This window comes from Rhodoferax sp., assembly GCF_028688795.1.
Lineage (GTDB): Bacteria > Pseudomonadota > Gammaproteobacteria > Burkholderiales > Burkholderiaceae_C > Rhodoferax.
In genome coordinates this window covers 103,181-120,348 of sequence record NZ_JAQTXM010000007.1, presented here as the reverse complement: position 1 = coordinate 120,348, position 17,168 = coordinate 103,181, and the positions used below count along the sequence as shown (strand labels likewise).

At 53.6% G+C, this 17,168-nt stretch carries 22 protein-coding genes; 3 read left to right on the top strand and 19 right to left on the bottom strand.

What is annotated here, in order from left to right; translation table 11 throughout:
- Window positions 1-55 precede the first annotated feature (55 nt).
- The 10 genes from soxX to PHQ58_RS07435 all read right to left on the bottom strand — a co-directional run bounded on the left by soxX (window position 56) and on the right by PHQ58_RS07435 (window position 7,693).
- Window positions 56-709 carry a sulfur oxidation c-type cytochrome SoxX gene (gene soxX, locus PHQ58_RS07480; protein ID WP_300109205.1) on the bottom strand — a complete coding sequence of 218 codons (654 nt, stop codon included), beginning with the start codon at window positions 707-709 and terminating at the stop codon, window positions 56-58.
- Window positions 710-726: 17 nt separating this feature from the next.
- Window positions 727-1,527, bottom strand: a complete 801-nt coding sequence (gene soxA / locus PHQ58_RS07475; protein ID WP_300109201.1) for a sulfur oxidation c-type cytochrome SoxA — start codon at window positions 1,525-1,527, stop codon at window positions 727-729.
- An 86-nt stretch (window positions 1,528-1,613) separates the two neighbouring features.
- A complete protein-coding gene (gene soxZ, locus PHQ58_RS07470; RefSeq protein WP_300109198.1) occupies window positions 1,614-1,925 on the bottom strand; it encodes a thiosulfate oxidation carrier complex protein SoxZ in 312 nt (103 codons plus the stop codon).
- A gap of 50 nt (window positions 1,926-1,975) precedes the next feature.
- Window positions 1,976-2,431: a thiosulfate oxidation carrier protein SoxY gene (gene soxY, locus PHQ58_RS07465; RefSeq protein ID WP_300109195.1), complete on the bottom strand. Its 456-nt coding sequence runs from the start codon at window positions 2,429-2,431 to the stop codon at window positions 1,976-1,978.
- Between the two features lie 57 nt (window positions 2,432-2,488).
- Entirely contained in the window at window positions 2,489-3,592 is a 1,104-nt protein-coding gene (locus PHQ58_RS07460; RefSeq protein ID WP_300109192.1) for a c-type cytochrome, read from the bottom strand.
- Window positions 3,576-4,940 (bottom strand): sulfite dehydrogenase, encoded by a 1,365-nt coding sequence (soxC, locus tag PHQ58_RS07455; RefSeq protein WP_300109189.1) that lies wholly within the window; start codon window positions 4,938-4,940, stop codon window positions 3,576-3,578. The genes PHQ58_RS07460 and soxC overlap by 17 nt, the downstream gene beginning before the upstream one ends.
- A gap of 68 nt (window positions 4,941-5,008) precedes the next feature.
- Window positions 5,009-5,335 carry a helix-turn-helix transcriptional regulator gene (locus tag PHQ58_RS07450; RefSeq protein WP_300109186.1) on the bottom strand — a complete coding sequence of 109 codons (327 nt, stop codon included), beginning with the start codon at window positions 5,333-5,335 and terminating at the stop codon, window positions 5,009-5,011.
- Between the two features lie 70 nt (window positions 5,336-5,405).
- Window positions 5,406-5,723, bottom strand: coding sequence for a hypothetical protein (locus PHQ58_RS07445; RefSeq protein ID WP_300109183.1), 318 nt, complete (start codon window positions 5,721-5,723; stop codon window positions 5,406-5,408).
- Between the two features lie 68 nt (window positions 5,724-5,791).
- Window positions 5,792-7,177 carry an OmpP1/FadL family transporter gene (locus PHQ58_RS07440; protein ID WP_300109180.1) on the bottom strand — a complete coding sequence of 462 codons (1,386 nt, stop codon included), beginning with the start codon at window positions 7,175-7,177 and terminating at the stop codon, window positions 5,792-5,794.
- Window positions 7,178-7,201: 24 nt separating this feature from the next.
- Window positions 7,202-7,693 carry a DUF302 domain-containing protein gene (locus PHQ58_RS07435; RefSeq protein ID WP_300109177.1) on the bottom strand — a complete coding sequence of 164 codons (492 nt, stop codon included), beginning with the start codon at window positions 7,691-7,693 and terminating at the stop codon, window positions 7,202-7,204.
- Here PHQ58_RS07435 and PHQ58_RS07430 point away from each other — a divergent pair.
- Window positions 7,692-7,847 (top strand): hypothetical protein, encoded by a 156-nt coding sequence (locus tag PHQ58_RS07430; RefSeq protein WP_300109174.1) that lies wholly within the window; start codon window positions 7,692-7,694, stop codon window positions 7,845-7,847. The two genes, PHQ58_RS07435 and PHQ58_RS07430, sit on opposite strands and share 2 nt — an antisense overlap.
- 120 nt (window positions 7,848-7,967) lie before the next feature.
- Here the strand turns inward: PHQ58_RS07430 and PHQ58_RS07425 are convergent, their stop codons facing one another.
- The 3 genes from PHQ58_RS07425 to PHQ58_RS07415 are packed head-to-tail and all read right to left on the bottom strand — an operon-like array spanning window position 7,968 to window position 10,126.
- The gene (locus tag PHQ58_RS07425; protein ID WP_300109172.1) at window positions 7,968-8,672 is read right to left on the bottom strand and encodes a Crp/Fnr family transcriptional regulator; all 705 of its coding nucleotides are present in this window, start codon (window positions 8,670-8,672) and stop codon (window positions 7,968-7,970) included.
- A 12-nt stretch (window positions 8,673-8,684) separates the two neighbouring features.
- Window positions 8,685-9,167 (bottom strand): thioredoxin fold domain-containing protein, encoded by a 483-nt coding sequence (locus PHQ58_RS07420; RefSeq protein WP_300109169.1) that lies wholly within the window; start codon window positions 9,165-9,167, stop codon window positions 8,685-8,687.
- The gene (locus PHQ58_RS07415; protein ID WP_300109166.1) at window positions 9,167-10,126 is read right to left on the bottom strand and encodes an MBL fold metallo-hydrolase; all 960 of its coding nucleotides are present in this window, start codon (window positions 10,124-10,126) and stop codon (window positions 9,167-9,169) included. Before PHQ58_RS07415 ends, PHQ58_RS07420 begins: the two co-directional genes overlap by 1 nt.
- 78 nt (window positions 10,127-10,204) lie before the next feature.
- On the opposite strand from PHQ58_RS07415, the gene PHQ58_RS07410 reads away from it, so the two are divergent.
- Window positions 10,205-11,299, top strand: a complete 1,095-nt coding sequence (locus tag PHQ58_RS07410) for a YeeE/YedE family protein (protein WP_300109163.1) — start codon at window positions 10,205-10,207, stop codon at window positions 11,297-11,299.
- Between the two features lie 37 nt (window positions 11,300-11,336).
- Here the strand turns inward: PHQ58_RS07410 and PHQ58_RS07405 are convergent, their stop codons facing one another.
- From PHQ58_RS07405 to PHQ58_RS07395, 3 genes are read right to left on the bottom strand one after another with little or no spacing between them, the layout of a single operon-like run.
- Window positions 11,337-11,936 carry a c-type cytochrome gene (locus PHQ58_RS07405; protein ID WP_300109159.1) on the bottom strand — a complete coding sequence of 200 codons (600 nt, stop codon included), beginning with the start codon at window positions 11,934-11,936 and terminating at the stop codon, window positions 11,337-11,339.
- A gap of 6 nt (window positions 11,937-11,942) precedes the next feature.
- Window positions 11,943-13,235: an FAD/NAD(P)-binding oxidoreductase gene (locus PHQ58_RS07400; protein WP_300109156.1), complete on the bottom strand. Its 1,293-nt coding sequence runs from the start codon at window positions 13,233-13,235 to the stop codon at window positions 11,943-11,945.
- A gap of 10 nt (window positions 13,236-13,245) precedes the next feature.
- A complete protein-coding gene (locus PHQ58_RS07395) occupies window positions 13,246-13,548 on the bottom strand; it encodes a c-type cytochrome (protein WP_300109153.1) in 303 nt (100 codons plus the stop codon).
- Between the two features lie 239 nt (window positions 13,549-13,787).
- On the opposite strand from PHQ58_RS07395, the gene PHQ58_RS07390 reads away from it, so the two are divergent.
- A complete protein-coding gene (locus tag PHQ58_RS07390) occupies window positions 13,788-14,201 on the top strand; it encodes a DsrE family protein (RefSeq protein WP_300109150.1) in 414 nt (137 codons plus the stop codon).
- 77 nt (window positions 14,202-14,278) lie between these two features.
- On the opposite strand, the gene PHQ58_RS07385 is transcribed toward PHQ58_RS07390, so the two are convergent.
- The 3 genes from PHQ58_RS07385 to PHQ58_RS07375 form a co-directional block, all read right to left on the bottom strand.
- On the bottom strand, window positions 14,279-15,601 hold the full coding sequence (locus PHQ58_RS07385) for a DUF5723 family protein (RefSeq protein ID WP_300109146.1): 1,323 nt from the start codon (window positions 15,599-15,601) through the stop codon (window positions 14,279-14,281).
- Window positions 15,602-15,687: 86 nt separating this feature from the next.
- On the bottom strand, window positions 15,688-16,326 hold the full coding sequence (locus tag PHQ58_RS07380) for a Rieske 2Fe-2S domain-containing protein (protein WP_300109143.1): 639 nt from the start codon (window positions 16,324-16,326) through the stop codon (window positions 15,688-15,690).
- Window positions 16,323-17,168 carry a universal stress protein gene (locus tag PHQ58_RS07375; RefSeq protein WP_300109140.1) on the bottom strand — a complete coding sequence of 282 codons (846 nt, stop codon included), beginning with the start codon at window positions 17,166-17,168 and terminating at the stop codon, window positions 16,323-16,325. Before PHQ58_RS07375 ends, PHQ58_RS07380 begins: the two co-directional genes overlap by 4 nt.

Genomic DNA, 17,168 nt, shown 5'->3' with positions numbered 1-17,168 from the left:
CGTTTTAAAAGAAGTAAAAAAGCCCGGGCAGGCCGGGCCGTAGAAATAAGCCGTTTTACTGATTCACAGGCGACTTCGGATCCAGCAGCAAAGCCATCAAATCTTTAACCTGCGCCTCGGTCATGATGCCCTTGTGTCCCGCACGCGGCATCACGGAGCAGGCGCTGTACGCTTTGGCATTCCAGATTTTTCCCCAGGTGTACTCAATGATGGCCTTGGAGGCGGGGCTGGTTGGGTCTGCGATAACGCCACGTGTCTTGGCATAGCCTGTCAGACTCGGGCCAATCGTGCCAAAGGATATTTCCTTCGGGTCCATTTGGTGGCAGTTGTAGCAATTGCCACCGTTGGGGGTGTCTGCCGCGTCAGTCCAAGTCAGGCCACGGCCACTTTGGGCCAGCTTTTCGCCAGCTTTCCAGTCGCCCATGTAATTGCCGTCAGTGGGCCATTTGATGGTCTTGAGCTGTGCTGCTTGAAGTGCTTCAGCCACATCTGCATTCAGCGGCTTGCCAGCGACCTCAGCGGCGCTACAGGCGATGTTGATCTCTTCCGGGGCGATCACCGCCACTTTGACAATGCCTTTGTCAGAGAAAGAGGCCTTGACGATGTCAGCGGTCAACTTGTCCAGGTCTGCGGTGCTGGGGCTGGAGGCGCAGCCAGCAATCAGGACAGCGGCGAGGGCAGAGAGCGCAAATGCATGTTGTTTTTTCATGTTGAATCTCCAATCCATTAGCGTTTGAGGGCAGGTGCCACTGACTTGGAACCCTGGCTGTTCACGCCTAGGTAGGTGGCCAGCGCCACCGTGGCATCACTGGCAAAGCCGGGATAGGGAAACCGCTGCTGGCGGTAGCAGTCGTTCAGGCGCTGTTGCATGCCCCACATCTGGCCGTTGGAGACGCGGTAGGCAGGCCAGGCTGCAAAGCCGATGCCGTCACCCGGGTTTTTGGTCAGATTGGGCAGGTCTTGTAGGCGAATGCGCCAGTTGTCGGCACCGTGGCAGGAGGCGCATGAGAAGTCATGTGGGCCACCGCGCTGAAAGAACAGTCGCTTGCCCACTTCGTAGGCCACTTGCTCCTGGGCATGGGCCTGGGGCAGGTTGAATTTCATGTCACGCGATTCGGCGGCTATCCAGGTGGCCAGTGCGGTGACGTTTTTCTGTTCGCCTTTGCCAAAACCGGTCTTGGCGATCTCGGCCACATTGAGGCCTTGCAGGGTGTCCATGCAGGTGAGCAGGCGAGACTCCAGGTCTTGCACCTTGTTGGTGTCGGCAAAGTAGCGAGGCAGGGTAACGAAGACGCCTTTGACGATGCCGGGGCCCTGGCCCAGGTCACATTTTTCCAGCGAGGCGGCTTTGGGGCCGCGCTTTTGTTTCCAGAGGTCTTCACCTTTGGCTTCAAAGAGTTCGGCGGGGTTGCCATCGGCCAGCATGGCGCGGTATTCCTCGATGGATTGGACGGCGGCAGATTTCTGGGCGTGGGCGCTGGCCATGGCCAGACTGCCAAGCACCAGCAGCGTCATTGCTTTTTTCATGGGTTTTGTCTCCTCAACGTAGGGTTGCATCGTTTAAGAAAAAAGGGTGAGTACCAGGCTCACCCTTTTCTGCACGCTTGTCGACTTTAGGAAGCGGTGGCTTCGTCGGTGCGGGTGTCGCCCTTGGTGTCTTTCCAGGTCACGCCAATTTTGTCGCCAGCCTTGGCACCCTTGACCACAAACTGAAGGAACGGGTTTTTGGAGACAGCAGAGCCCCAATCGGCGGTCAGGACGACTTTGCCGTTGTGGGTGGCGCTGACTTCAGTGATGTGCATGGCGGGTACCAGTTTTCCAGCGGCATCTTTGCGCTGGCCTGATTCCATTTCATGGCTCATCAAGACTCGTACGGTGGCTTTATCGCCGGCTACTTGGGCGCGAATGCGCATTGGATCTGCCATTTTGAAACTCCTGAATTCAATAAATTAATGGGTGCTGAAAGAAGTCGGGCTTAGCCGCCGCAACCGCCCAGGGTCACTTTGACTTCTTTTTTGGCAAAGAAGGCTTTGCCGTCGTTCATGATGGCCACAGCGTAGACGTCAGAAGATTGGCCCATCTTGGAACGGGTGGCAAAGTTGGGCTCGACGCTGTCGGTGACGTTGAACTGGGCCACCAGAGCGGACGGGTTCTTTTCAACCAGCAGCAAGATGTGCTTGACGCCGGTCAGCGTGGTGCTGGCGGTCAATGGCACCACGGCACCGTTTTCAGCGATATCTGGGCCACCAATGGTGACGTCTTTACTTTCCACAGGGGCGCTGCCACCCAGGGCTTTTACCACGTCGGCAACAGATTTGGCATCAAAGGCTGCTTTGTTGTAAGCAAAGGCGTATTGGGGAAACAGGCCGGTGGTGGCCAGCAGGCCAGCCACGATAGCGCTGTGTTTGAGTGTCTCGCGACGAGTTTGCATGGGTAGCTCCTTGGTTAAGTTCATGCGAAGAAAAAATTTGTTCATTTTTGGCAGGCTTTACTTGCCTGCCCCGGCAGCCAACCACACCGCAATGGTCTTGGCATCTGCTTCGCTCAAAGTTTGGGCTGGCATGGGAATAGGACCCCACACGCCGACACCACCTGCCTTGATCTTCGTGGCAAGATATTCCACATTGCCCACATGTTTTTTAGCGACATCAGTGTATGCAGGGCCAACAATTTTGTTGGTCATGCCATGGCACACCAGACAGCCATTTTTCTGCAACAAAGCCGTTGCCTTTTTGGCATCTGGCTTACCCGCATCTGCGCCTGTGGCTGGCGTACCAGTTTGCGGCTTGGGCGCGGTTGGTGTCGCAGCTGGCTTCTCGCCCACTTTTGGCTCTGGCTGCGTGGTGTCTGCGCCGTGCTGCGCCCCTACCATGCGGTTTTGCTCCGCCAGATTGCCGTGCGCATTGCGGGCAAAGTCTGGCAGGAACGATGCCAACTTGGGCTCAGGTGTGCAGTCTTTCATGCAGGCTACGTTTTGCGTGTCTGGCTTTTTGGCACCACCAAACTCCTTGCCAGGCCACAGGGTGTGGTCAGTCGTCATGCCATTGCGGTTGGGCATGCGGGCCTGCACATCACGAATGGTCTTTTCATTCAGTGTGAAGTTTTCAGGCACGATGCCACCGATGTTCAGCATGAATGCCAATACAGCATAAACCTCGTCCGTTTTCAGCGTCTTCGGCGCATTCCATGGCATGGCGCGATTGATGAAATCCCACAATGTAGAGACGGAAGCCACCTTCATGAAAGTGGTGCGCCCCGGATAGCCCGGTGTGATCAGATTGGCCACATGCCCAGTTTCAATGTCTTTGGGTGTGACCCCGCCAATAATCGGACTGAACACCTCACCAGATTCGCCAAAAAAACCATGGCAACTGGCGCATTTTTCTTCCCAAATATCCTGCCCCTTTGCCACTGTGCCCGAACCTGCAGGCAAGCCTTTGAAGTCGGGGCGCACATCAATATCCCACGCAGCCACTTCTTTGGGCGTAGCGTCGCGTCCAAGACCGGCTAGCTTGAGTATGGGTTGAGCAGTCACAGCCCCTGCAAGTGCCAGAAGAACTGCGCTGACGATTGCTTTACGAAACCTGAACATTTTTCACCTCACCATTTTCCTGCACCAACCACGACTGAATGGCATTGTTGTGATAGATCGAACGCGTGCCGCGAACAGCGCGCAATTGTTTGTAAGTTGGCTGAACAAAACCAGTGTCGTCCATGGCCCGGCTTTGAATGATGGCGGGCTTGCCGTCCCAGACCCAGTCAATATTGAATCGCGTCAACGCTTTGGACAACACGGGGGATTCAAGACGCGCAGTGCGCCAGTTGCGACCACCATCCACCGAGACATCGACCTTTTTGATTTTTCCTTTGCCGCTCCATGCCAAACCGGTGACGTTGTAAAACCCCTTGTCCAATAACACTTGGCCACCGGACGGCGTGGTGACCACGCTTTTGCACTCCTGCAATCCAGAATACTGGCGGTGTTGTCCGGAGGGCATCAGATCAATGTAGTGAACCGCCTCGTCTTTGGACGCGTAGGGCATGTCACCCACTTCAATGCGGCGCAGGTATTTGACCCAGCTCACGCCTTGAACACCCGGCACAATCAAACGCAACGGGTAACCGTTTTCAGGCCGCAACATTTCGCCGTTTTGACCGTAGGCGACAAATACCTCGCCAGACTTGATCAAGCTCATCGGAATGGTACGCGTCATGGATGAGCCATCGGCACCCTCTGCAAGCACAAACTTGCCGTTCTTGAGGTCAGCTCCCGCCATTTCAAGCAAGGTGATTAAAGGCACACCAGTGAATTCGCTGCATGACACCATGCCATGCGTGTATTGCACGGTGGGCACGGCCACATTACCCCAATCAACGGCGGTATTGGCACCACACTCAATAAAGTGAAAACGCGACACCGAGGGCAAACGCATGATTTCATCCAGCGTAAACACCTTGGCCGCCTTGACCATGCCATTGATCATCAAACGGTGCTTGGACGGGTCAATATCCCACCAACCTTGGTGATGCCGCTCGAAGTGCAGACCACTTGGCGTCACAATGCCAAATAATGACTGCAAAGGGGCGAACGACACTGAGGACTGCGTGGTTTGCGTTAAGCCTGGGCTTTGACGACGCTGCACGCCAGATTCATATTGCGAGGGTTTGCCATAGCCATCGTTCTGTGCCACGCCTTGACCCAAGCCCACGCTGTGCGCGGGAAGGTTCAAGATGTTAGGGTCGCCACCCTCCACAGGAACTGGGTTACCTTGCGCCATCACGGCAGGTACAGCGGCGCCTGCTGCAGCAGCAGCGAAGGCATTGCGAATAAAGTCGCGCCGACCTTTTTTGGCTTCTGAAAAAACGGCTCTTATGCCGTCTTGGTTCAGAAAATTCTCAGGCGCCTTGATCAATCGGCCTGAGCTCGTACTTTGTTCCATTCAAAACACTCCTTTTACGCGTTCCTCGAATCACATCATCACACCGCATGCCATTTGGCATACAAAAATCAAATCGCAAATGTCGATTGTTCAGACTCTGCCTGCATACACACCGCTTTGCACACACGCACCACAGATTCATCTGCGATACGGTAAAAGACCTGCTGGCCACTGCGCCGCCTGGACAGCACACCAGCTTGGTACATGACTTGCAAATGCCTGGACATGTTGGGCTGGGACGCCTCAATTTTTCCAAGCAAATGCGTCACATTCTGCTCACCACCACACAAGGCACCAATGATCTGCAAACGCATAGGCGTTGACAAAACTCCAAAAATTTCTGCCGCACGCTCAAGCGCTGGCGCTGACACTTTCGGAAGATCGGGCTCGCTCATCTTTTTAATCTATATATACGGATATGCAAATATATCGCATATTGACATGTCAAGCTATGGGGGTTTTCACTTACTTGAAGCGGTAATGATCCCGGTTCAGCACTGCTGAGACAGAGGTCACCTCATCAGGAAATAGCCCGATGTTGAGCATCTGATTGCAAGCCTCAACTTGTCCACGTAGCGCCCCCAAAGAATTGACACGACCCGTTGGGCGGTAGATGGCACTGCCGTTGCCACCCACTTTTTGCTGATGACATGCCTCGCACTTGTTGTCTGCAATTAACTTTTCGCCAAGCTTGAGGTCAGCCCCCACATAAAGAGCAGGAACCTCTTGCGCTTGAGCGCTGAAGAGCGCCATACCCAACACCAAAAATGCAAGTCGCTTCATAGTTGTGATCTCCTTAGATTGATAAAAAATCGAGGGCGCTGCCAGCCAAACAGAAGTGGCCCCAAGCACTAAAAGGACCGAACATAGTTAAACTGCAAATTATTTTGGCCATGTGAAATAACGACTGGAGGTGAGTTGCTTGCCGCATTGCCAGGGTTGGTTACCGTCACCGTCGGGACATGAGACCAGGACGCATTAATCATATCGTTCTTGCTCAAGTGGTAGCCAAAACCCAAAGTCACATGGTTCTTCTCAATGGCTGGAAACAAGGGGTGAACGTACTGGTCAGGCACTGGGTTGTCAGCCAAGTTAAGCCCGGCACGCAGGGTCAACGCCTCAGTGGCAGCCCAAGCGACACCCAGGTTAAGCACGGTTTGATCTTTCCATTTTTGAGGAATTTCAAACGACACACTTCCAATGTTGGTGTCAAGGCGCATGCGAAAGTTATCCATGACTTCCGACCAGCCAATGTGCTTGATGTCCGCAGCCAACATCACACCCGGTGACACTTTCCAACTGCCACCGACCGCCAATACCGAGGGCATCTGAAAGTCAATCACGGTGATCTTTCCGCTGACACTTGGCAACATTCCCAATGAGGTGGAGAGTGTGGCTCCCGTGTTTCCCGTTTCCAAATTGCTCAGCGCAGTTTTCAATTGATACGAGCCGCCCAGCATCACATCATCTGACAATTTATAGGTAGTTCCGAAAGTTAGGCCATAACCATTACCCTTGGCCGCTCCAGTAAACTTGCCGCCATCAGAAAACTCTAATCGGGTCCATGTGGCTGAACTCAGTCCAGCGACATTCGCTGGCGCGAAGGCGCCACTGCCGGATGCGTAAAGACTCCCTAACTGTGGCCCCGACGTATTCATCATCAGGTCCAGCGAAGCCCAGACAAATTTCACGGTGGCACCAACCGTCCATTGGTTGTTGACCTGGTAAGCCACAGGAATCAACACATTGCCCACGCCCAACTCAGAGCGTGCGGGCAAACCAGGTTGACCGTCCGGGGGGAGACTACCCATAAATGAATTGGCGTCGTACTCGGTACCCATGCCACCCAGTGCAAACATGCCAAGTCCGTAGGTCCAGTCGCCGCTGCGCTTGCTGTAACCAAATGAAGGCATGAGGTACTTATCGCCACCAGATTGGGCGGCCATATTCCCCATTGGCGTGACTGCCGTACTTTTCACATCGGGCTGCAAAAGACCGATGTTGATACCAATACGCGTTGACCCTTCAGGTTGCAAGCCCAAGGTAGCGGGGTTTTGCGCCATGCCGGAGTTACCAACGTCATACGCTTGCGACGCACCTCCCATGCCCGTCGCTGTTGCACCATAGCCCTCCATCAGCATGCCATTGGTGGCCATGGCACTGGACAATGGCGCTACCAACGCCGCCAGAACAACAGCGTGGCACGGTGTTTTTTTAGACCTGAATTTATGCATCATGTTGTCTCCTTGGGCCAGTTCGGCTTAGAAGTCACCTTTGGCTGCACGGTCCATCATTTGGTAAATGGTTTCACGCACTTTCCACGCCTCTTCTTTCAGGGGGGATGGCAACTTGCGACCCATCTTGACCATCATGTCCATGTTCAGGGTGTAAATCCACAAACCATCATCCCGCTCCACAACAGTCAGACGGCAAGGCAAATAAGCGCCCATGGCAGGACTGAAATCAACCATCAGGCGTGCGGTAGCGGGCGAGCAGTAGGAGTACACCTTGAGAAATTTTTGCTTGACGCCGGTGCGCGCCTCCAATTCTTTGGACAGTGGCAACTCACCCACACCCTTCATGTTGCGCTCAGCAGAAATTTGCTCAAACGCCTGCTCGATATCCTGAACCGTTAAGCCCGCTTTGACCTTGCGCTCCCAAGTGGTGGCCACGGCAATGTCACCATCAGCCGCAATCCAGCGATCCCACATGGTGCTGGCCTCTGCGCCAGCGCCGCTTTCTAGCTTGCCCATGGTGCTGATCGTGCCGCAACCAGTTAAAAAAACGGCTGCCAGCAATGGCAACCAAAAAAGTTTACGGATTGAAGAATTCACGTTTTTCCTTGATAGAACAGGTAGGGACGCTGATGCAACTAAAAAAGACATCAGCACAATCAGCACTTACTGATTTATATCAATGTTCTCTTAAATAATTGCATAGCAATATTAGGATATACCCTCAACCCAGCAAAAAAACGTGTCGTCTCAACGAGTTTGCCTGAAAACGGCTGATAACTGCGCAGGTCGATTAGTCTGACTGAATGCTGTTGGGCAAACACACGCGGTAGATGCGCCCCTGTTTGTCAAGCTGCTCAATCACGCCCTCTCGCACCAAGCGAGTCATTTCTCGACTGACGGTCTCAAACTTGAGATCCAGCATGGCACCCATATCTTCGCGCGAAAAAAGCACTGAGACATCGTGATCGCTAGGGCTGCGCATTTTCATCACCAAATTGGTCACACGCTGTCGCGCCGTACCAAAATTCAGGTCGGCCAACCAGTCGTCTGCGTCCTTGAGTGTGCGCTGCCACTTGCTCATCAACTGGGTATGCAGACGTGGGCTGTTGGACGCAAGTTTTTGAACCACCTCCAATGGAATGCGACAGACAGAGACTGGCGTCAGTGCGATAGCGTCACTGTCGTAGTGTCCGCTCGCAAGGGCTTCCAACCCCACAACATCGCCAGAACGCAGGACCCGTACGATGCGTGGTCGACCATCAAGCGTGCTGCGCACCAGCTTCACCATGCCACTGCGCAATGTGAATATGCCTTGAACAGCACTGCCCTCCCCATACAAAACCACGCCATTCGCAAATTCAAGGTCATCTATAGGCGCATGTATTTGTGAAAAGTCATGTTCATTGAGGTCAGAAAAAAGCACCATGTCGCGAATACCGCAGTTGCGGCAGTCTGAGATGCCCCGCCAGGCAGATTCAGTTTTGATGGGAATCATGGATTTGCCTCGTCAATTTGCCACAGCGGCTCGAGCCGTTCGCAGCCTATCATCCAAGTAGGCACCATAAAAATCTGGAATATAGCCACCAACAAGGCGCTCTGCCACTTCCGCCCCACCCCGCCCAAAAAACAGCACCGTGGGTGCTACTTTTATACCCCAGCTTCGGATCAGTTGATCCTGGGTTTGGCTGTTGCCGCCGAAGTCCTGCACCATCTGGCGGTTACGCATGTCGATTTGCACCATGGCCAGACCAGCCTGACGCTGCAACGGGGCCAGGTAGTTCTCGCGCGCAACCTTGCAAAACGGGCAGCCCTCCAAACTCACCATCACCAGCAGCGGACTGCCTCTTTTCAACGCGGCAGCCAATTCGTCTGGCAACGAAGTCGGCACTGGCAACGCCACACCAGCGGAATGGACCACAGTCACCAGACTGGATGTCACACCCGCCAGCAGCCATTGACGGCGCGTTATAAAAAATGAGGATGGGCGCATTACTTGGCCTCGTGCTCAAGCAGCAAATAAGTGTTGTAAGCGTTCATTCGGTTCGCCACGCCAAACAGTGGCAAGTGCTCAAAGGGTGTCCAATCGGTGTTTTTATAAGCTTCCTCGAAGGGCACCATGGCTTCAGTGGCACGACCCATGGCCGTACGTAGGTAGACCAAGTACTCTCTGGTCTGCTGCATGTCTTTGCGTGCCTCATTAGATAGAGGGCCGTGTCCCGGCACAATCACATTGGTATCAAACGCTAACAGTTGGTCCAATGCCGTGATCCAGTGACGACTGTCGGCACCACCCACAAACGGAATGCGACTCCGGAACACCAGGTCACCAGCAAACAGCACCTTTTCCGACGGCATATAGAACGCCAAATCCTCCGGGGTGTGCGCAGGCCCCACTGACTTGGCTTGAAACACCACGCCACCAATAGCCAACTCTTTGTCACCATTAAGCCAATCGTCAGCCGGCACAAGGAGTGTTTTATCATCAATCCAGGGGAACAATTCTTCGCGAGATGCTTCCAGGCGTAACCGCGCTGTTTCGCTGTTCAGGTAAAGCAGCGAGGCTCTGTGTGCAATGATTCTTGCGCCCAACGCCTTGAACACTTGCAAACCGTAAATATGATCTGCGTGATAGTGCGTCACCAGCACATGCGTGATGGGCAAAGGCGTGACCTTTTTGATCTCAGCGACCAGCCGAGACGCCAGTGCAGGTGAACCCAAAGCATCAATCACGACCACCCCTGCAGGTGTGACAACAAAGGCCGCGTTTGAGATAAAGTTTTGGTTCTCAGTCGAGCCTAGCGCAGATAGACCCTGAACATACCAGGCAGATGGCGACACCTGATGTAATTCCATTGGCGCAGCCCCAGCGGCGTACACCGTTGACAAACAACCAAGCAACAGACCAAATAACAGGACACAGAAGCGCGAGGCGCAAACTATTTTTTTCAAGGATGTCTCCAAAGTAAGCTGAGTCGATTTATTCTTATCTCTGTAATATAAGCTAAATATGAATAATTTGGAGCACAGATGAACTTAGCCAGCATCATTGAAAGTTACGGTGACAAGACAGTGCTGGCCATGGGTGGCCTCGTGATTGGTGCGCTGTTTGGATTCTTCGCCCAACGGTCAAAATTCTGTTTGCGATCGGCCACGCTGGAGTTTTGGCATCACAAATTCGGCGAAAAACTCTCAGTCTGGTTGTTGACTTTTTCGAGCGCGGTGGTTGGCGTTCAGTTGCTGATCCTGACAGGGCACATGGACGTGGGTGCAACCCGACAGATCTCAGCCACTGGCAGCATTTCGGGTGCATTGGTAGGCGGATTGCTGTTTGGTGCTGGCATGATCATGACGCGGGGTTGTGCAAGCCGTTTGCTCGTGCTGTCCGCCAATGGAAATTTGCGTGCACTGCTCTCAGGTTTGATTTTTGCTGTCACGGCCCAGGCGGCTCTTGGTGGGGTACTGTCACCTTGGCGCGAAACCATCAGCAGTTGGTGGACGGTAGATGGCGGCAATGCACGCAACTTGTTGGCGCTGGTCGGGGCGGGGCATTGGGGTGGCCTGGGCTTTGGATTGCTGTGGCTCATTGCTGGTTTATATGTCTCTGTTCGCAGCGGCTGGGGTTTTTGGAAATGGGTGGGGGGCATTGGTACCGGCTTGGCCGTGGCGGCTGGCTGGGGGTTCAATTACATGGTCTCAAAGAATTCATTTGAAGTCGTGCCAGTTCAAGGTTTGACCTTCAGCGGGCCATCAGCTGAATGGCTAATGCGCGTCGTGGCCTCTCCCTCTCCAGCAATTGGCTTTAACTTTGGCCTGGTGCCAGGCGTGATTTTGGGCTCTTTCATTGGCGCCTGGGTGGGTAAAGACTTTGCGCTGGAAGGTTTCAAGGACGGCTACAGCATGCGCCGATATATTGCCGGTGCAATTTTGATGGGCTTTGGTGCCATGCTGGCGGGCGGCTGCGCGGTAGGTGCGGGGATCACGGGCGGGTCAATTTTTGCCTTGACGGCCTGGCTCGCGCTGGCGGGTATGTGGGCTGGAGCCGGGTTGACCGACCGCCTGATTGATGCTCAACCCGCCACCGCGTCACCAACGGTCCCCGTGAGCAGGCAAAGGGCACCCTGAACAATAATCGATGCAACCGCTCCCGGGACCGAGCCGCTTATTTGCCGCTGATGTACTCAGCGACCGCTGCCATTTCAAGCGTGGACATCTTGCTGACAATCGAATGCATCACAGCATTGTCGTTGGTGCGATCCCGCTGGTTAAAGAGCTTGAGTTGCGTTTCAAGATAAGACGCGTACTGACCCGCCAAACGCGGCAAGTTAGCTGTACCCAAGCCATCCTTACCATGACAACTGGCGCAGGCAGGCACACCACTGAAGCGATTTCCACTATTAAAAATATATCGCCCTACGCCTGCCAAATCAGGATCCTTTACCGCTTCGGCTGCTGATTTTTTGGCTTCAAAGTATTGCCCCAAAGCAAGCATCTCATCAGACGTCAACCTGCTTGACATGTCTGCCATGGCGGTACTTTTACGCTTGCCGGTTTTGAAGTTGTCAAGTTGTTTGGCAATGTAGTTGGCATGCTGTCCAGCAAGTTTAGGGAAAATCTCGCTGGACGACTCACCATTTTCACCGTGGCACAAAAAACACGAGCCTGACACAATTTTCTCAGCGCGTGCTTGGTCAGCCTGGGCCCACACGGAGCCCAAAGTCAACGCCAGCACCGACGCCACAAAAGTTTTTTTCGTGCGCATTTCTTCTTAGCCCAAGGTATCGGCCCAAATGCCTTGCGCCCATGCCAAAGCGAAACGGCCTTCGAGTTCATTGGCAGCTTTTGAAACACCGCCCGAACCAGCCACGGTGACCATTGTTTTCTTTACCGGGTCATAGGTGTGCACGCTGGCCACATGGACCACATCCTCACTACTGACAAAGCTATAGCATGTGTTGTTGTAGATTGGTGATGGGTTGGGTGTCTTGTCCATCAACAAAGCCACCACAGCAGCCGCGCAGGTCTTGCCATGCTGGTTGGCCATATGACCGGATTTGGGCATACCAGGCGCAACTTGAATCGAATCACCCAACATATGGATGTTTTTGGCAGCCTTGGATTCAAAGGTCAGAAAGTCAACCTCACACCAACGCTTATTGGCGGTTGCCAAGCCAGTTTGAACGGCGATGGCGCCGGCACGCATTGGCGGAATGACGTTAAGTACATCAGCTTTCACGTCATCCTGGAACTCAAATTTAAGGGTATTGGTAGACGCATCTACATCTTGCACGGCGTGTTTACCACGGAACTCCACCATGCCTTTGTAACGCTCTGCCCAAGCTTTTTTGAACAACGGGCCTTTAGAGGTGACATCTTCATTAGCATCGAGAATCAGCACCTTGGATTTTGGTTTGGCTTTGCTGAAGTAATTGGCCACCTGGCAAGCGCGCTCATACGGGCCGGGAGGACAACGGTAGGGCGCCAACGGAATCGACATGGCATACACGCCACCATCGGGCATGGCCTCCAACTGCTTGCGCAAGGCCACGGTTTGGGCGCCAGCTTTCCACGCGTGCAGCACCTTGTCTTTGGCGCCCGCCTTGGCCATGCCAGGTAAAGTTTCCCACATAAAGTCAATGCCAGGGGACAGAATTAACCGGTCATACGGCAACTCGCCGCCACTCGCCAATTTGACAATCCGCTTGTCGGCGTCAATCGCACTGACAGAATCATGAACCATTTTTACGCCGTGATTCTTAGCCAAACCGTCATAAGGTGTCGTGATGTCGGCCATGGTTTTAACCCCACCGATCACCAGATTAGAGATCGGACATGAGATGAACGACGCATTGGGCTCTACCAGCGTGACAGAAATACCATAGTCAGACCACATACGCACATATTTGGCCGCAGTGGCACCGCCAAACCCCCCCCCGACGACCACCACTTTGGGGCCGTTGCTGCCACCGGTTGATGCACAACCTGACAACATGCCAAGCGTACCAAAAGCACCGAGCGCCGAGCCAGCGCCCAAAGTACCTACAAATTGACGACGTTTCATATCATTCTCCTTATTTCTTCAATGCGGCGAAATATTCAGCCAATTGGTCGATCTGTGCGTCTGAGTAGCCTTTTGAGAGCTGGTGCATGAGCGTAGCGGGCTTCTTGTCCGACTTGAAGTCTTGCATTTTTTTCAAAAAATCTTCTTTTTTCTGCCCTGCCAGACTTTCCATGCCCGGCTGCGCAACGCCACTGGTGCCGTGGCAACCCGCACATGATGCCGCCATGCTGCGAACCTGAAGCGCATCGGCACTGGCCCACATGGAAAGGCTGGCGAGCATCAGGCTCGTTACTACTTTGAACGAAGTTTTCACTTGATCTCCTTGAAATGTTCAACCACTAAAGAACCTATCAGTTCAACGGACAAAACACATCAGTGATTTTCATCAGTCGATTCGGATATATAAATAGTACTGTGGGTAGTGTGGTTTCCAACACCGTACAAACCCCAACTGGAAAAAATAGTTGTGCCAGACGCATTCAGGTAGCGGCTTGCTACCCCGGACTTTCAAGTCAGGACAATTCATCAACCTCCCCACATCAGGAACACACTATGTACAAATTTTTAATCGTCTTTTTTCTGACTTTAAGTGCCGCACTTGCACAAGCCCAGGACACCAAGGTGGTGTACCACTTCACCACCGGCATTGACACTGCAGCAGGGGCGCTGAACAACATTCAGAACCACCTTGACGCCGACCCCAAAGCAAAGATCGTGGTGGTTACCAACGGAGCTGGTATTGACTTTTTATTGACCGACGCAAAAGACAGCAAAGGCCGCGAGTTTTCTGGGGCAGTGAGCGAACTCGCAGCCAAGGGCGTTGAATTCAGGGTCTGCAACAACACCTTGGTCTCACGCAACATCGACCCCGACAAACTGCTGATGGAAACAACACTTGTGCCTTCAGGTGTGGCAGAAGCTGCCAAGCTTCAGGTCAAGGAAGGTTTTGCCTACATCAAACCCTGACGTGCATGTGGGCACAGCCAATGTCTGACTGCGCCCACACGTTGAAGCCTGCTTGATCAAGCAAGCACAAGTTAGTTTTAGAAGCGGTGGCTGTACATGAACTGCCAGTTGGTCTGAGCGTGTGAGATATCAGGGCCAGCTCCGCTGGTCACAGTGACCTTGGGCGCCATCGTCACAGACATGTTGAAGTCACCGGCTTCTGACACTTTGTATCCCAAGCCCAAGGTCACGTGACTTTTCACCGTGGCAGGGAACAAGGGGTTAACGTAGGTATCCGGGATTGGGTTGTCAGCGAGGTTCAACCCCGCACGCAAGGTGAGTTTGTCGTTGGCCTTCCAGGCCATGCCCAAGTTCAGCACAGTCTGATCTTCCCAGTTTTGATTCATGGCGAAATTGACTGCGCTTACTCCACTGTCATAACGCATTTTGAAGCTCTTCATGGCATCGGCCCACCCGATGTACTTCACATCAGCAGCCAATAACAAGGAAGGACTGACTTGCCAACTGGCACCTGCCGCCAAAACAGATGGCATCTGGAAATCGATCACAGTCATCTTTCCACTGAAAACCATTGACCCACCCAGATTATCGAAAAGCGTCATGGTCGCAGCACTACCGCCAGTTTCCATGTCGTTGAGCGCCGACTTGAATTGGTAGGAGACACCCACCACGACTTCCGGACTGACCTTGTAAGTAGCCCCCAAGGAAGCGCCAAAACCGGTCGATTTAGCAGCACCCGTGAAGTCGTTGTCATCGGAAAAACTGATGTTTGCGGCAACGGTGTTTCCGGGCATCCCAAAATTAACAGGCGCAACACCAGAGTCAGCGACCATTTGCCCTATTTGAGCAACACTGGCATTCATCTTCATATCCAAAGACGACCACATGAACTTCAGTGAAGCACCCACTGTTAAATTGGAGTTAACTTGATACGCAATTGGAAAAATCACATTTCCCACACCCAATTCAGATCGCGCGGGAAAAGCGGGCCCAGCGCCCATAAATGTATTGCCATCGTACTCAGTCCCCATCCCACCCTGTGCAAACATGCCAATGCCGTAGGTATACGCCCCGTTGCGCTTGGTATAGCCAAAAGCAGGCATCACATAAGACGTACCACCTGACTTGGCCTCCATGCCACCCATGCTGCTTTTCACATCAGGCCCCAAAATACCAAAAGCCACATCCAGACGCGAGGTGCCGTCCGCCATCATGCCCAGCGTGGCCGGGTTTTGAGCCATACCGGCGTTGCCATGATCAATGGCTTGCGATGCGCCACCCATACCAGTGGAGATTGGGCCGTAACCCTCCATCAGCATGCCGTTGGTAGCATGTGCAGACCCAGCGGCAAGCAGCGCGCACAAGGGGGTCAGGTACAAAATTTTGCGAGTTGCTTTCATGGTTTCTCCGGTTGTTGTTTAAAAAATACCAAGGGGGATTCACTGAGGGTGACTGTGAACGGGCAAGGTGACGTTTCTCGCATGACTTACCAAAAAGCCAGCAAGCGCCCCTTCACAACTTTCGATTCAATACGCTTGAGGCCGGTGTTGCCCTTCTTGATGCAGTCGCCGCTTTTGGCGTCGAACTGCCATTGATGTTTTGGGCAGGTCAGCGTGGTGCCCGTCACTGCCAATTGGGTAATGTCTGTACTTTGGTGGGGGCAGTGGCTGTCATACACCTGGTAAGTCTTTTTATCGCGATAAACAAACAGACCACGGCCGTCAAATTCAGTACGAATAACTTCAGCGTCAGGCACATCTTTGGCCGCCATCACATCGCGCCACTGGCCCGGTGCGGGGGTCAACTGGGTGATGACATCGGGTGCAAAGCCCGGGATTTTCATGTCCAGAATGATGTCGACAGCCCAGACGATTTTGGCCAGGCCCAATATGGGAAACGCCATCAGCAATGCATCCAATACTTCCATCGGACTGCTCCCCTCCCGCAGCGCACGGCCCAAATACTGGCGAAAGCCGCGGTCCGTCTGGGAATGCACCTTGCTGATAACCGAAATCAGGTTACGAGTCTTGGGGTCAAGGTGTTTGCCGGTTTCTTTCAAAAAAGCAAAGTAATGGCTGACGGTTTCAGGCCGGGTCTTGATGAGGTAGTTCAGTGCGTCACTCATGCGTTGTCTCCAGGTTTTCGAATTAGATTAAGTGCAAGCACAGGCTTCTCTGACAAACCGATGACCTTCTGGGCTACACCACCGATCATGGCTCTGCCAATGTTGCTGTCACCTCTGCTACCAATGACTAACAAATCAACTTGACTTCCAGATGCGGCAGCCAAAATTTCTGTGTAGGCTTTCCCATGGCGCAACTCAATTTTCAGACTAACACCGAGTTGCAGTGCCGCAGCCTGCGCTTCGACAAGGAAATCGGCGATTGCAGTTGATTTGGTTTCACTGGCAGTGACATAAACCAGATGTAGCGGCAAGCTACATTCAGCGGCAATGGCGGCGGCCGTTTTGACCAGGCGCAGACCTAGCTCACCCGGCTCAGCGGCGACCAATACACCCTGATTCCACATGTGCGCATCGCGTGGCGCAAACAACACATGACACGGGGCATGTGCCAGCACTTTGCTCACCATTTCACCCACCAGCAAGTTGGCTAAAAAGCCGCGCTTGCCACGTCGCCGAACGATGATCAGTTCAGTGTCTCTTTCGCGGGCCTCGGCGAGGATTTCCTGGTAGGGCTCTTCGCCACGGCGCACACGCAGATCAATGGCCACCCCTTGCGCCTGAGCTTTGGCGCGGATCTCGGCGATTTTTACGGCAGCCTCCTGCTCGGCACGCAAAGCAATGTCAGGGGCCAGCGCCTCAAACTCAGGGTTACTTACCAGCGGCAACACCATTGCCAAAGGCAACTGACAGCGCTGAGCCATGCTGATGGCCACGGCCTCAGCGCCAGCATCAAATTCGGTATGTTCGGTCGCCAGCAACAGGCGAGTAAAGAGCTGACTCAT